The organism is bacterium Unc6 (assembly GCA_013626165.1).
Taxonomy (GTDB): Bacteria; Omnitrophota; Gorgyraeia; order Velesiimonadales; family Velesiimonadaceae; genus Velesiimonas; species Velesiimonas alkalicola.
In genome coordinates this window covers 83268-98468 of record NDHX01000005.1, presented here as the reverse complement: position 1 = coordinate 98468, position 15201 = coordinate 83268, and the positions used below count along the sequence as shown (strand labels likewise).

The following is a 15201-nucleotide window of genomic DNA, read 5'->3' as shown; positions in this document are numbered from 1 at the left end:
GATTGCAAGAGGACGACCTCGTTTATACAACTAGTGAAAGTGTTCGTTTTGAAGTTTATCCTGGGAGCAAGCAACAATCTCCTTATGATTTCATTGTAAAATTTAGAGAACCAAAAAAGCGGGAGAGAACGCCGGCTCATGTTCACTTGATCGTAGAAATGTATGTTAAACACGCTTACAATCCATCATTGACTCTAAAATTAAAAGAGCACATTCTGACAGTGCTCAGTCAGATTAGGCCTGTGAATTCATTCCCGCCAGCTCTCCAGTTTTTCAAACCTGAACACGTTGAGCCATTCAAAGAATTAGATAAAGTTGGAGAATTTACAGTTGAATTCTTGCTTATTGCAATAGAACTTGTGGCAATACAGGAAAAGACCAATTATCCAACAGGAACTGTAACTGAGAATTTGTATAAGAATTTTGGGGTTAAAGATAGGTTTTCAGTAATTCAAAGCTCGGTATGGAAAGGTAAAAAGTAATAAAGGAAGTAATGTTATTTCTAATAAGAAAAGCCCACCGCATCGCCTAACAGCGGATAAAAGGCTTCGCTATGCTTCGCCCAAATTGCCTTCGGCAACTTCTTTTATCCGCAAAACGTTAGGCGCAATGCCGTGCCGAAATAAAAAAGAGATTTCATGAGAAGGAGCAATAAATACCAAATGAAAAGTTCTGAACCTCAGAAATGGCATCATTCTGGTGGCAAACTTAGAGAACTTGGTCCTGAAAACCTTTCAGATGCTGAACTTCTCGCAATCTTAATTTCCACTGGTATAAAAGGAAAGACCGCGGAAAAGATTGCCGAAGAAGTTCTGGAAAAATTTGGCTCGTTTAAGGGAATGGCGAATCAGCCTTTAAGAAAATTCCTTGAGATAAAAGGATTAGGAGATGTGAAAATCATAAGGCTTGCCGCCGCCTTTGAGATTGCACAAAGAATTTTAAATATAGTTTTAGAAAGTCATTTAGAAGATTATGAAGAGTGGAAAAATGAAAGATTAAAGAATAAAGAGTGAAATATAACAACAAACCAAAAAAGAATCGTAGGGCAATCATTAAGGAATATGACTATGAAAAGTAAAAAATCAGGCGAAATTTCAGACAAAACCACAATAAAAATTATTAAGGCATCTGCATTTGATGTAGATGTCCATAAAACCGAACGCACAGCGGTAGCGGTTCTAATGCACTGGATGAGGGAGATTATTGAGCGTAAACATCTTGACCTCGGCTTGCCTGATGTTGAAACTTCTGGTACGGATAGGAAAATGCCTGATACAGTCATCTATGAGTCCAGGAGAGGTCAAAATATCCTTTGCGTTATTGAAGCAAAGCCTCCGTATTACGATGCCTTTGATGAGAAAGATTTGAAAGAACCTGCCAGAGAGAAGGCATCTCAGAGAAAGGCAAAATACTTCTGCTTAACCAACTTTAAAAAACTTATCTGGTACAACACAGAGAAAGTAAATGCACTAAAACCAGAAGAAGAACAAATCGTTGAAAAATACACTTTCTCAGAACTTGAGAACCTGGATGATATTGAACAGACAAGATACAGTGAGCCAACAAAAAAGGGACTTGAGAATTTTCTTACCAAACTCTATTCTGTGCATTCGGGCAAAGAGCCTGAGCCCAAGCAAGCAATAGATGAGTTTTTAATCTTCAGGATTCAGGAGAAGATAAGGATTCTATCTACCTACTACAGAAGGATTATTGATGACCAATGCCACAAGGATTCTGCTTTCGCTTTAAAACTCAAAAACTGGTTTGTGGACCAGGGGTGGAATTTTGCCTGGCAGCCTCAAGACTTTGATAAGGCGGCAAGACAGACCGCCTATCTCCTCGTCAATAAAATTCTCTTCTATAACCTCCTTCAAGCAAAAAGACCACAGGATCTTGACCCTCTCGAAATTCCAGAGGGGCTCACAAAAGGTGCGATGCTTCAGATAACACTTCAAGGCTATTTCAACCAGGTTCTGAAAATAGACTACGAGACTATATACACCACAGATTTCATAGATAGTATCGCTTTCCCTGAGGTAAAAGAGGTCGTCAAAGAGATAAAAGGACTAATCAATGTCCTCAAAAGATATGACTTTTCCAAGCTTGGCTATGATGTAATCGGCAGAATTTTTGAACGTCTCATTCCGCAGGATGAGCGGCATAATTTAGGTCAGTATTTCACAAGCCCGGATGTGGTGGATTTAATCCTCAGATTCTCTTTGCACAATGAGGACGACAAAATCCTTGACCCTGCCTGTGGGGCTGGAACTTTTCTTGTAAGAGCTTACAAACACAAAAAGGTAATGAACGATAGATTGGAACATGAAAAGATTCTGGAAACTCTGTGGGGCGTTGATATTGCCAAGTTCCCAGCTCACCTTGCCACGATTAACCTTGCAATCAATGACCTGGGCGTGGATAAGAATTATCCTAATATCCTTCAGGAAGATTTCTTTGCCTTTCTTGTTGGAGACGAAGGATTTGACCCTGAAAAATGGAGAAAGACAAGAGCAAAAACCCTTGGGCTTAAGGAAAGGGAAGTTACATATCCCCGATGGTTTGATGTTGTGGTGGGTAATCCTCCTTACACAAGGCAGGAGGAGATTAGTGAAATTTTCACCGAGGACATAGAATACAAAAGCAAACTCATTGGCAAAGCACTTTTAGATTTAAGGGGCAAAAAGGTTGCTGAAATTGGTAAACGGGCTGGAATCCATGCCTACTTTTTTGTTCACGGGGCAAAGCTTTTAAAAGATGGCGGCTACTTTGGCTTTATCGTTTCCAATTCCTGGCTGGATGTGGACTACGGCAAAGGGCTTCAGGAGTTCTTTCTGAAAAACTATAAAATTATTGCCATCATTGAATCCAAAGTGGAACGCTGGTTTGAAGAGGCAGACATAAACACCTGTATTATTATTCTTCAAAAGTGTAAGGATAAAAGGGAGCGAGACCAAAACCCGGTTCGCTTTGTCTATCTCAAAAAACCCTTACGTCACTTTATCCCACCCGCACAAGATATGTGGGAAAAGCAGGTTGAAAGAATAAACTACATAGACAGACTCAAAAAGACCATCCTCGCCCACAGCAATCTTTATGAAAACGATGAATTGAGAATCTATCCCAAAAGCCAGAAAGAATTGTGGGATGAAGGATTTGACTCAACAGAGAAGAGATATGTTGGGGCAAAATGGGGGAAATATTTAAGAGCACCGGAGATTTTCTTTAAGATTCTGGAGAAGGGAAAAAGCAAACTTGTGCCATTGAAAGAGGTGGCAGAAGTTCGCTTTGGAATAAAGACTGGAGCCAATGAGTTCTTCTATCTGACCGAAGAAGAGATACAACGAAAAGGAATCGAGAAAGAGTTTTGGATGCATAAGGAAGCTAATAAATGGGTGCCGAATTATGTAATAAAGAGCCCGAGGGAATGCAAATCTATTGTTGTTAAACCAGAATATTTGAAATATCGAGTGCTTATGATTCATAAAGATAAAAAAGAATTGAAAGGAACTAAAGTTTTGAAATATATTGAGGCAGGTGAAAGAAAAAAATTTAGTAAGAGACCAACTTGTGCGAGTAGGGAAAGATGGTATGAATTATCTGAAATAAAAGCGCCAATACTTTCAAAAAGGTTTGTAGATATGGCATTCGGATACTTTCTCAATCTCCAAAACTTATTTGTAGGTGATACATTTTTTGTTATCACCCCAAAAGATAAAACCAATATATTAAGAATTGTAACCTTTTTAAATTCCACATTGGGTTCTTTTTTTACAGAAGTTTACGGTAGAACTGTTATGGGTGAAGGTGTTTTACTGATATACGGGCCAGAAATTGTCCCTATGCCTGTGGTCCACCCAAAACTTGTTTCAGATGGAAGAGCAAAAACCATTAAAGACTTTTTGTCAGATAAGGTTGTGTCTATTTTTGAAGAACTCGGGTCATCTTCGCCCGAAGAAGTTTCTCTTGACAAAGTCAAACCAGACCGCAGGGAACTGGACAAAATCATTATGGGTGAAATTCTTGGGCTAACGGATGAGGAGCAACTTGAGGTTTACCGGGCGGTAGTGGATTTGGTCAAATCCCGAATTGAGAAGGCAAAGAGTTTTGGGAAAAAGAAGAAGACGAAAGAAAGGATTGATGTAGATGCCTTTAAGAACGCAATTGTTGAAAATATTAAAAAATAAAAATGGCAAATAAAGAAATAAAGATAATTGGTGAATTTTATAAAGTGAAAGTGCTTACTCTGCCTAAGAAATCACTTGTTAAAAGAGAACTGCCCAATAATTCTGGCGAGATTAAAATAGACCGAGATTTATTTGGGTGGAAGCTTTATTCCGGGAAAGATTTTATTGAATGCCGTTCAGAAGAAGAGGCTCGTTATCTAAAGGTCTTTCTTGATGCCGGATTGAGGGAGATTCGTATTCCCAAAGATGATGAATATCTAAAAAATATTCTCCCGGAATTAGAAAAATTGAAAGCAAGGACTGACAAAATAATTAATTCCTATCTTGAAACTGTATTAGACCGTAAAATTAGAGCGCGGGTAAGACATGAAGTCTACATGGAGATTACAAAATGAAAGGCACGGCACAGCGCCTAACACAGTATAAAAGGTTTGTGCTTAGCGGCACTTATTCAAATTTTTGCTTTGTAAAAACTTCTTTTATGCTGAGAACAAAATAACCGAAACCTTGCCACGACTTTAATCGGGGCGGGCTTTATTTTTACACTGAATAAAGATCTAAAAAATCTTATGGAGGAAAAAATGTGCCAGGGAAGTATTTATTTAACTCCGGAAGGATATGGGAAATTAACAGAAGAATTGGGATACTTAAAGAGGGTTCGCCGTAGAGAATTATCTAATGAGATAGAGCAAGCAAGGTCACACGGAGATATAAGCGAAAACGCTGAGTACAGTGCAGCCAAGGAAGCGCAAGTATTAAACGAGAAAAGAATTATGGAACTGGAGGAAAAGTTGTCCCGTGCCCAAATCCTTGATGGCCAAAATATTTCTAAAAGTAAGGCCCTGATAGGCGCAACTGTCAGGATAAAGGATTTAAACTCAGGAGAAGAATTACAGTATACATTAGTCTCAGAGTTAGAAGCTGATTTCTCGCATGGTAAGATTTCTATTGTTTCTCCAGTAGGCAAAGGTTTATTGGGACATAAGCAAAATGAAGTAATTGACATTAAAACCCCTGCGGGTATTTTAAGATATAAAATATTAAAAATATCAAGATGAGGACAGAAATTATAACAGTTAATCCTGATAATATAAATCCGGTTTACATTAAGACTGCGGCCGAAAAAATAAAAGGCGGCGGTCTGGTAGCCTTTCCTACGGAAACGGTTTATGGACTGGGCGCAGATGCATTCAATACACAAGCAATAGCTAAAATATTTGAGACTAAAAAAAGACCCCTGGAAGATCCCTTAATTGTCCATATTGCCCAAAAAGAGAAATTGCATACATTGGCTATAAATATTCCTGATATAGTGGCAAGGTTAACCGATACATTTTGGCCCGGGCCTCTCACACTGGTTCTTAAAAAAGCAGAAAATATTCCTGATATACTTACTGCTGGGCTTGATACCGTAGCAATTAGAATGCCGGCTAATAAAATTGCTTTAAGTTTTATTGAATTTTGCCAAACACCGATTGCCGCCCCGAGCGCTAATCTCTTTGGTAGCCCATCTCCTACTTGTGCTCAGCATGTATTAGATGATTTAACAGGCAGAATTGACCTAATTATTGACGGAGGAAAAACTGAAATAGGAGTAGAGTCAACGGTTTTAGATTTAACCCATAATGAGCCTTCTATACTGCGTCCAGGCGGGGTAAGTATTGAGAGGCTAAACGAAGTAATTAAAACAGTAATAAATTCCAGTTCAAAAAATAAAGTTTTATCACCTGGTATGTATCCCCGCCACTATTCACCCAGGGCGAGACTAATACTTGTTGAATTAGAGGGCAGGGAGCAGGTGGAAAAAGTTAAAAATTTGGCTTTAGAATTTAGTCACAAGGGACAACATATCGGAATAATGGCAAAAGATGAGAACAAAAATAGATATCGTCCATTCAATGTCAAACTGTTAGGACCAGGGGACAATTTAGCCACCTGTGCGGCTAATCTCTTTTCTATCTTAAGAGAGTTTGACAGGCTCGGGGTAAGCGTCATTATTGCCGAAGGTGTTAAAAAAGAGGGATTAGGTTTGGCAATTATGGATAGATTAAGAAAAGCAGCAGGAGAATGAATGTTTTCTCCTCTACTGGAATATGGTAAGAACTAAAATAATCTGTACGCTCGGGCCGGCATCCTCAAACGAAACTGTGGTTAGAAAAATGATGCAAGCTGGAATGGATGTTGCGCGCCTTAACTTTTCACATGGAAAGCCGCAGGAATTACTTCACAGGATAAATCTCATAAGGCTTTTAAATGTAAAATACCGCAGACGCATCAATCTTCTTGGCGATCTTCAAGGCCGCCGGATAAGAATAGGTGGCCTTGTCTCTGCGTTAGAACTTAAAAAGCGCCAGATAGTTTGGCTTGCCCAGCAAAAGATAAAAGGCAAGAATGTCTGCATACTGTTTGATTACCGGGGGCCTCTGAGCGGTATTAAGGTTGGCCAGCAAATATTCATAGACGACGGCAATATCGCCTTAGAGGTCATTGGCCGGTCTGTGCAAGTCTTAAAGACCAAAGTAATATCAGGCGGCATATTAAAAGAGCACAAGGGCGTAAATATTCCGGGGGCAAGGCTTGAATTTGGAGGGATGAGCCAAAAAGATGTACAGGATATATCTTTTTGTGAAAAGTATGGTTTTGCATATATCGCACAGTCATTTGTGCGTACGAAAAGCGATATTTTAGAGGTAAGAAGAATGTTAAAACCAGGTTCGCCATGTCAGGTCATTGCCAAAATTGAGTGCAGAGAAGGGATAAAGAATATTGATGAGATAATCAAGATTTCAGACGGGGTCATGATAGCACGCGGAGATATGGGCATATCTGTGCCTATTTATGAGATCCCCATTATTCAAAAGATGATTATCAAGAAATGTAATCGCTCTCAAAAATTTGTCATAACCGCAACGCAAATGCTTGAGAATATGACTGAAAATCCCCGTCCTACCCGCGCAGAGGTGACAGATGTGGCCAACGCTATAATAGACGGCACCGATTTTGTTATGCTTTCAGCAGAGTCTGCTGTGGGCAAATATCCCGTTTCTGCGGTTGTCATGATGAATAATATAATAAAATTTACTGAAAAGTTTTTATATTCCCACTCTGACCAATCAAAGAAATATCAAATATCAAGTATCTAACGCAGTTGCACCTTAAAGGGGACCTCAATATCAAAAATTTTGGTTTCCGAACTTTTTACAGGAGGTTAGCAAATATGAATAAGAAAATTTTAGTAGGAATAATAATGGGAAGTGATTCTGATTTAGAGACGATGAAAGAGGCTGCCAGGGTTCTTGCGGAATTTGATATACCATATGAGATGACCATTGTTTCTGCTCATCGCACGCCTCAGAGGATGCATGAGTATGCAGCTTCTGCCGCCAGGCGAGGTTTAGAGGTAATTATTGCCGGGGCCGGAGGAGCGGCACATCTTCCTGGAATGACTGCTGCAAGTACCACTCTTGCAGTCATCGGAGTCCCTATTGAATCCGGGGTGCTTAAAGGAGTGGATGCGCTTTTATCTATTGTGCAAATGCCCAAGGGGGTTCCTGTCGCTACAATGGCTATTGGTAAAGATGGGGCGAGAAACGCCGGTATTTTAGCTGCTCAAGTTTTGGGTGTGAAATATCCAGAAATAAGAACAAAAGTCCAAAATTATAAAGAGGGCTTATCTAAAGAAGTTGAGGAAAAGGCAAAAGGATTAATGGAAAATGTATAAAAAAATATATCCTCCTTCAACTATAGGCATCCTTGGGGGAGGGCAATTGGGAAGGATGCTTGCTCAGGAGGCCAAGAAGATGGGCTATAGAGTAATAACCTTGGATCCTACCTTAGGGTGTCCCTGCGCTCAGGTGTGCGATGAGCAGATTGTGGCTGAATTTAGCAACAAAACTCAAGCCCTGAAATTAGCTAAAAAAGTAGATGTTTTGACATATGAGTTTGAGAATATCCCCGCAGAAACAGTTGAGTATTTAGAGAAGCATGGGTTTTCTGTTTTTCCTTGCTCAAAGGCCTTAAAACTTACACAAAATAGAATAAAGGAGAAGGAATTCTTAAGAAGTCAAGGCATTCTGACCGCTGATTTTTATGCTGTAGAAAGGACTTCTGATTTGGAAAAGGCTTTTTTAGAACTTGGGCTGCCGGCTGTGCTTAAAACCTCTACCGGTGGCTATGACGGGAAAGGACAGGTAGTCTTAAAAAACAGGAAGGAGCTAGAAAACGTTTTTTCCAGGTCTTCTTTTGGTCCTTTGATATGGGAGAAGTTTATTCCCTTTGTTAAAGAGATTTCCGTTATCTGCGCCCGAGGAAAGAATGGACAGATAAAGACTTTTCCTGTACCTGAAAATACCCATTGCAACAATATCCTTCATATGTCTATTGTTCCTGCCAGGATACCTGCTGAGGTAGAAAAAAAAGCAGCTAATATTGCTAAAAGGGTTGCGGAAAGGTTAGGGGTAATAGGGGTTATAGGAGTGGAGATGTTTTTACTTAAAGACAGAACAATTTTAGTTAATGAAATTGCCCCGCGGGTGCATAATTCTGGACACTACACCATTGAAGCCTGTTATACTTCTCAATTTGAACAGCACATAAGGGCAATTTGTGGCTTGCCCTTGGGCTCAACCGATCTACTATCGCCAGCAGTAATGGTTAACATTTTGGGAGACGGCCTAATGTGCAAAAAGGATATATTCTCACTGATAGATGGAGTTTTGAAAATTGCAGGAGTAAACCTGCATCTCTATGGCAAAAATGAGATTCGTCCAGGAAGGAAGATGGGACACATTACCGTGTTGGCAAAGTCTGTCTCGGATGCCATTCGGAAAGCAGGAATAGCTCTCAAGAGTTCTTCTTAAAAAAAGGAGAAAACGATCGGAAAAAAAGTTAAAATATTGCTGGGGCTTATGAAGATATCATCATAAATAAAGTTAAAATGTCCTCTTTTTTTTACAGGACATTGTTATATTGGGATCACATAATCTCCTTCTTATGAGTTTCTCAATCTCAACAGCAAAAAAACCAGCTGGTGCAACCAAAAGTATGACCAACCACCACTGTGCAGGAAAAGGTACTGTTTTAAATGGGCTGATTCCAAACAAGGGCAACGAATAAACCATTATAATTTGCAATCCCAAGGTTGTGACAGCGCCTGCGAGTGCCCATTTATTTGAGAACGGACTAAATGTAAATGCCGACTCCTTTATTGATCTAGCAGTAAACAGATAGCAGACCTGTACAAAGATTAGCGTGGTGAATGCAGCTGTTCCTGCCTGTGCCAGGTAGTTTCCCGAACCAGAATCACGCAGCGCTAAATAAACAAGACCAAATATGGTAAATACTGTGGTTACCGTTACAAGAGACACCAATCCAACCCTCTGGAGGAGAAATGTATTAGCCAACGGTTCGTTGATATCACGCGGGGGTCTATCAAGCAGACCCTTTTCCTTGGCCTCTGCAATCAAAGGTATAGCACAGGCTATGGCTATAATTAGATTTACCCACAAGATTTGTATCGGTTCCAAGGGAAGACGCTCGACAAAAATAGGTATAAATGGCGAAAGTAGCACTGCTCCTACCATTACCATCATCTGACCGCCATTTGTAGGAAGCAGATACAAGATAGCCTTCCAGATATTGTTGAAGATATGTCTGCCTTCCTCCACTGCGGCAACGATGCTGGCGAAGTTATCATCAGTCAGGACCATATCAGAAGCCTCCTTGCTTACCTCGGTGCCGGCTATCCCCATAGATATTCCTATGTCAGCTCTTTTTAATGCCGGAGCATCGTTCACCCCATCTCCAGTAACAGCAACAACCTCGCCTTTTTTATGCAATTGCTCTACTATCCTGAACTTATGTTCCGGGGCAACTCTGGCATACACCGATACTTCATTCACCACTTCAGATAATTCCCTGTCGTCCATTCTCTGGACATCTTCCCCTGTTAATGCCTTATCCTTGCCACTGCCTATTTCTAATTGTCTGGCAATAGCCTTTGCTGTCTGTAGATGATCGCCGGTTATCATCGCCACTCTTATCCCGGCTGCCTTACATTGCTTAACTGCTGCTATTGCTTCCTCTCTCGGTGGGTCTATCATTCCCTGGAGCCCAAGGAAAATTAGCCCATCCAATTCTTTTTCGGTAAAAGAGTTTTTCTTTTCATCCACAACCTTATACGCCATACCAAGCACACGCAAGGCGTCTTTGGCCATCTTATCCGAGCTGTCTAATATTTCCCCAGTTCTTAGCCCTTCAATATTTCCATCCACTAACTGATGCCGGCACATTTCTAAAACTTTCTCTGGCGAGCCCTTCACATAGATAATATTTTCCCCTTTACTCTTGTGCAAAGTAGCCATATATTGTTGGTCTGGTTCAAAAGGTATCTCATCTAATTTAGGAAATTTTTCGGTAACATTTGCCTTAGTTGCCGAGACAATCAAGGCTCCTTCTGTAGGATCTCCTTTAATGCTATATAACTTTTGCTCATCTTCCACCAGAGCAGAGTTGCTGCACAGGTAGCCTGCTCGTAGGGTTTCAATCAACTCCTTGTCTTGTGAGATAACTTTTTGTATTTCATGGGACTTTTCTTTTGCCGGTAAAGCATTAAGTCTATTATTAGTTAGAATAAACTCCCCTTTGGGCTCATAACCAACCCCGCTTATCTGATAGTTCTTCCCCCCGCAATATATCTTAGTCACTGTCATCTCGTTTCTGGTAAGAGTGCCAGTCTTATCTGAGCATATAACTGTGGTGCACCCTAATGTCTCTGCTGCTGGGAGCCTGCGTATAAGCGCGTGTCGGCGTGCCATAGCCATAGCACCAAAGGCAAAAGTGGAGATTACTATTGCGGGCAACCCTTCCGGTATTCCAGCAACAATCAGCCCGACCGCGACAAGGAGCATATACCCAACTTCATAGCCAAATATTAATCCTATTATAAAATTAACCACACCAAGCGAGAGGATGATAATGATTAAGAACCTGGTGAAACTATTTATTTTCTTCATTATTGGTGGTGTAATTCTTTCAGTTTCTCGCATCATTCCTGCGATTTTACCTATCTCTGTCTGCTCTCCAGTTCCCACTACAACTCCTTCTCCACGACCTCGTTTAATGAAAGTACCACTGAAGGACATACAGTGTTGTCTCTCAGGGCCCAAATTTGGTTTTGGGGTAGGGTCAACATTTTTATTTACCGGCACCGATTCTCCCGTAAGCATTGATTCATCCGCACTCAGGTTCTTTGCTAAAAATAGACGCAAGTCAGCAGGCACTCTATTGCCGCTTTCAAGTAGAACCACATCACCGGGAACTAATTCCCTCGCAAGAATGACCTCTTTTTCACCATTCCTCCGCACAGTGCATTGCGGTACCATCATTTTTTTTAAGGACTCTAAAGAGGCTTCGGCCTTTCCCTCTTGAATAAAACCTATTATCACTGTGCCAAGAACTACGCCCATAATAACTCCCATATCCATAAATTTACCTAAAAAGATAGAAACAATGGCAGCAAGTATCAAGATATAAAGCAAAGGATTATGGAACTGTAGCAAGAATCTAATAAGAGGACTCTGCTTTTTGACCTCCAGCTCGTTATACCCATATTTTTCCAGCCTTGCTTTTGCATCCATTGGGGTAAGCCCTGTTTGGCCAGATCTTAGGATTTCAAAAACCTGTTCACTTGGCAGATGATACCAATTTTCATCAGTATAACCCATAACTTAATTCTCCTTTTTGAGAGTCTGTGAGCACAGATCCCTGATTATCCGTCAATTCACCCGGTCCTTTGTAGAGCTCTCAGGTGATAAGGTTCACTGTTTATCCGCCACTGTCTGTTGTAGAGGATGAATCGGCTACCCAACTGATCATCTGTCCCCACATCTTAAGTCTTAGGGCAGAGACAGGCGGCAGGTTACCGCATCCGCCTCTTTCTTTTCAACGCAACAGGTGGGCGGGTGATAAGCGTATTATATCTTACAGGGCTAAATTTATCAAATACTTGTTTAATCCTTATTTCGGAATTTCTGATTGGGCTTAATAATCAAGTCTTCTGCATTGCAACACAGTTTCTCTGGTGGGGCGAGGTAACTTATTGCCCAAAATCCGAATTCTGAAAATTGGCGGTGCCTTTTGGTTAAAATTCGAACCTATTTTAACGAAAATCCGGAAATTGATTTCTAAAAAACTTTTCCGCTCGGGCGGGCAAAAATTCCTTCCCCCCGAACCCCCTTTCCACCCGCCTCGCCTTGCCTGCCCGACCGAAGCTGAAAAGTGAAGGCGGGAAGCGGAAGCGAAAAGCCTGCCCCGTAGTGTCCGCCCAAGGCGGACTACTTCGGGGGACGATTTCAAGTTTTTCGCGGGCGGTAGCCCGCAAGGAAAATCATAAATGATTTTCCTCTTTGGCGGCAAATCCTTAAAATTCCTGTTCAGGATTTATCTGCACTTTTATCTCACCTTGATATACAAATTGTCCAACTAACTTCTGTGGTTCAGGTCTCGCCATATATATCATTGTTTTTCGAGTAGTAAGCGTCTAATGTCCCGTGAGGCGTAATCGCGTAATGTAAAACGTGGTGGGGACTACCGGATAACCCTTTTGGCCCTAAATGTTTTGGCGAGTAAACTACAAGCAATTCTTCGTCTTTAACCATAGCCGCCAATTTTGGTTCATCAAATACGCTTGCGGCAAGGAGAAAATCATCACGATGAATAATAGGCAATTTTACACGATTATTCAAAATTGGCGATTCTGCGAGCAAATACCCGTACGGTTGGAGCCGGCTCTTGGCTTTTACCTGATTATTTTCATCAATAGTTGTTTCGTTTCTGTCAAAATCCAAAACGCGGAATGTATGATTTACAATATCTGCCCATGAAATCTCCTTGCCGATTTCTGGGACAATGCTTTTTGGATTAACGCCTGTAACTTCTTTATATTTTGCCTTAGCGCGTTCTTGCGCTGAAGCAAGTATTTTCTCTACCGCTTTATCATTGCCTTTCTGTTTTTCTTTTAGCATTGCAGAAAATTCTTCATCAGTAAGTCCAGAATCTTTTTGAAGTTTCTTGGCGAGACCCTCGTGTTTCCCCATTACCCAAAGAAGCGATATTACCCAAATAAACAAAACGAAGGTAACTATTTTGATTGGAGCCGAAACGTATACAAGAGAAACTAAAGACAATACAAGAAACAAAACGGCAGTAACTTTTTGTGGTTTCCATAATCGGACTACTGCCATAATCGTGAATACCAGCGTTGCCAATGCCGACACCACAATTAAAGCTGTTGGAGCCGTATAATTTCCAGCGAGATCTTTAGCCAAAGACGCAACCGAAAGTATCCAAGTTACTACTCCAAATATTGCGAGTGTTTTGCTTTTTATAGTTTTCATTTTAATAACTCCTCAATCGAAACACCCAACGCTTTGGCAATTTTCGCCATAGTTTGAACGTTTGGTTTATTTCGAAAATAATGTCGTTTGTTCTTGTAAAAATTGTTTTATTCTTCGTTCCGCCAAATCACAATATTGTTTATCAATATCATAACCCACATATTTTCTATTGGTTTTTAGTGCCGCAATGCAAGTAGTTCCGGCGCCAACAAATGGGTCAAGGACAACATCGCCTTCAAAAGTATAAAGTTGGATTAAGCGATAAGGTAGTTCAACTGGAAAAGGAGCGGGGTGGCCTACTTTTGAAGCTCGCTCTGCGGAAAATTTCCAAACACTCTTTGTAAATTCTAAAAATTCTTCTTTTGAAATGGTACTTTTTCTTTTATGCGGATTTAAACGAGTGAATGTATCTTTACAAAAAACAAGAATATATTCATGGACATCCCGCAATACCGGATTGTTTGCTTTTAGATAAGTTCCCCAAGCTGTTGAAGAACTTGCGCTACTTCCTTTGTCCCAAAGCAACTCGCCCCTCATCAAAAAACCAAGAGCGTGCATATCTTCTATGATATAACTGTGAAGTGGCAAATATGGTTTTCTGCCTAAATTTGCTATATTTATACAAGCTCTACCGCCGGGGACCAAAACCCTGTATGTTTCTTTGAATACTCGTTTTAGCAACTCTCTATATTCTTTGAGGGATAAATTTTCATCATACATTTTACCAACATTATAAGGTGGTGAAGTGACCATCAAATGAACACTGTTATCTGGAAGTTCTATCATTGCCTCACTGCTCTTGCAAAAAACTTTGTTTATATTTTGCGGTTCAATTGGATTTTCAACATACTCAACATCTTTTCCATTATTTAACCCCTCATAAAGCTTGCTGTTATAAAATTTTGACGAGTCATGGTTAATTCGACCTGGTGCACCAAAGGCGCTGGTTTGCGTTCCATTTTTTCTTTTATAATTATGGTATATCATACTAATCTTCTTTCCAGTAATCTACCCATCTTTTATATGGGTTAAACTCTATTGTTGTCTTTTTCCATAGTATTTCTATGGTCTTGGCATCTTTGTCTCTAACTAAACTTGATAGCGCTTCTTTAGTAATCTCCGCTCCTCTCGGGTTTGTTCCCGGTTTTGGAAGTTGAATATAATTTTCTCTCCCTATTCGATCGAACAACCTTCGCTGAGATTCCAATGGAATATAGTAAAATCCCCCTACGCTTCCCCAATTAATTTGTATAAACAATATATCGTAACTGGGCTCATAATTTTTACGAAATTCGTCTGCTTTTTTGGCATCAACCGTCCAAACTAGTTTAACTCCTCCGAATCTAGTACCGGTTATTGTTTTAATAGAGATGGGGGCTCCAAAAAGGTTAGCATCAATTTCTGATTCGGTTATGGGGATTTCTGTCTCAACATTTTCTTTCCCAAATTTATAAATAAGCAGTGCAGTAATAATCTTTTCGCGCAAAGAACCGACCTCCATTCCAATTTTCCCAGCTCTTGAGCTTTCTAATTCCGCTAACTGAAATAAATGTGGCAGGCGATTCTTAATTTTATCTATCAACTTTTCATCGTTAAAAATTTCTATTATTTTACTTGACATA

14 protein-coding genes are annotated in these 15201 nt (G+C 40.3%); 9 read left to right on the top strand and 5 right to left on the bottom strand.

Annotated features, from left to right (window positions below):
• Positions 1–2: 2 nt before the first annotated feature.
• The 9 genes from B9J78_03470 to B9J78_03430 all read left to right on the top strand — a co-directional run bounded on the left by B9J78_03470 (position 3) and on the right by B9J78_03430 (position 9043).
• A complete protein-coding gene (locus tag B9J78_03470) occupies positions 3–482 on the top strand; it encodes a hypothetical protein (protein MBA2123981.1) in 480 nt (159 codons plus the stop codon).
• 156 nt (positions 483–638) lie between these two features.
• Positions 639–1013, top strand: coding sequence for a hypothetical protein (locus B9J78_03465; protein ID MBA2123980.1), 375 nt, complete (start codon positions 639–641; stop codon positions 1011–1013).
• A 48-nt stretch (positions 1014–1061) separates the two neighbouring features.
• The gene (locus tag B9J78_03460; protein MBA2123979.1) at positions 1062–4184 is read left to right on the top strand and encodes a hypothetical protein; all 3123 of its coding nucleotides are present in this window, start codon (positions 1062–1064) and stop codon (positions 4182–4184) included.
• A 2-nt stretch (positions 4185–4186) separates the two neighbouring features.
• On the top strand, positions 4187–4579 hold the full coding sequence (locus B9J78_03455; GenBank protein ID MBA2123978.1) for a hypothetical protein: 393 nt from the start codon (positions 4187–4189) through the stop codon (positions 4577–4579).
• A gap of 186 nt (positions 4580–4765) precedes the next feature.
• Entirely contained in the window at positions 4766–5242 is a 477-nt protein-coding gene (locus B9J78_03450) for a transcription elongation factor GreA (GenBank protein MBA2123977.1), read from the top strand.
• Complete coding sequence (locus B9J78_03445) at positions 5239–6255, top strand: threonylcarbamoyl-AMP synthase (protein ID MBA2123976.1); 1017 nt, start codon at positions 5239–5241, stop codon at positions 6253–6255. Before B9J78_03450 ends, B9J78_03445 begins: the two co-directional genes overlap by 4 nt.
• A 22-nt stretch (positions 6256–6277) precedes the next feature.
• Positions 6278–7327, top strand: coding sequence for a pyruvate kinase (locus tag B9J78_03440; GenBank protein ID MBA2123975.1), 1050 nt, complete (start codon positions 6278–6280; stop codon positions 7325–7327).
• Positions 7328–7401: 74 nt separating this feature from the next.
• Positions 7402–7905, top strand: coding sequence for a 5-(carboxyamino)imidazole ribonucleotide mutase (locus tag B9J78_03435; protein ID MBA2123974.1), 504 nt, complete (start codon positions 7402–7404; stop codon positions 7903–7905).
• Positions 7898–9043, top strand: coding sequence for a 5-(carboxyamino)imidazole ribonucleotide synthase (locus tag B9J78_03430; protein MBA2123973.1), 1146 nt, complete (start codon positions 7898–7900; stop codon positions 9041–9043). The genes B9J78_03435 and B9J78_03430 overlap by 8 nt, the downstream gene beginning before the upstream one ends.
• 72 nt (positions 9044–9115) lie before the next feature.
• Here the strand turns inward: B9J78_03430 and B9J78_03425 are convergent, their stop codons facing one another.
• From B9J78_03425 to B9J78_03405, 5 genes are all read right to left on the bottom strand, one after another.
• Positions 9116–11908, bottom strand: coding sequence for a hypothetical protein (locus tag B9J78_03425; GenBank protein ID MBA2123972.1), 2793 nt, complete (start codon positions 11906–11908; stop codon positions 9116–9118).
• A 434-nt stretch (positions 11909–12342) separates the two neighbouring features.
• Positions 12343–12564 carry a hypothetical protein gene (locus B9J78_03420; protein ID MBA2123971.1) on the bottom strand — a complete coding sequence of 74 codons (222 nt, stop codon included), beginning with the start codon at positions 12562–12564 and terminating at the stop codon, positions 12343–12345.
• A 115-nt stretch (positions 12565–12679) separates the two neighbouring features.
• Positions 12680–13579, bottom strand: a complete 900-nt coding sequence (locus tag B9J78_03415; protein ID MBA2123970.1) for a hypothetical protein — start codon at positions 13577–13579, stop codon at positions 12680–12682.
• Positions 13580–13645: 66 nt separating this feature from the next.
• Complete coding sequence (locus B9J78_03410; protein MBA2123969.1) at positions 13646–14566, bottom strand: SAM-dependent methyltransferase; 921 nt, start codon at positions 14564–14566, stop codon at positions 13646–13648.
• A 1-nt stretch (position 14567) separates the two neighbouring features.
• Positions 14568–15200, bottom strand: a complete 633-nt coding sequence (locus B9J78_03405; protein ID MBA2123968.1) for a type II restriction endonuclease subunit R — start codon at positions 15198–15200, stop codon at positions 14568–14570.
• Position 15201: the final 1 nt, after the last annotated feature.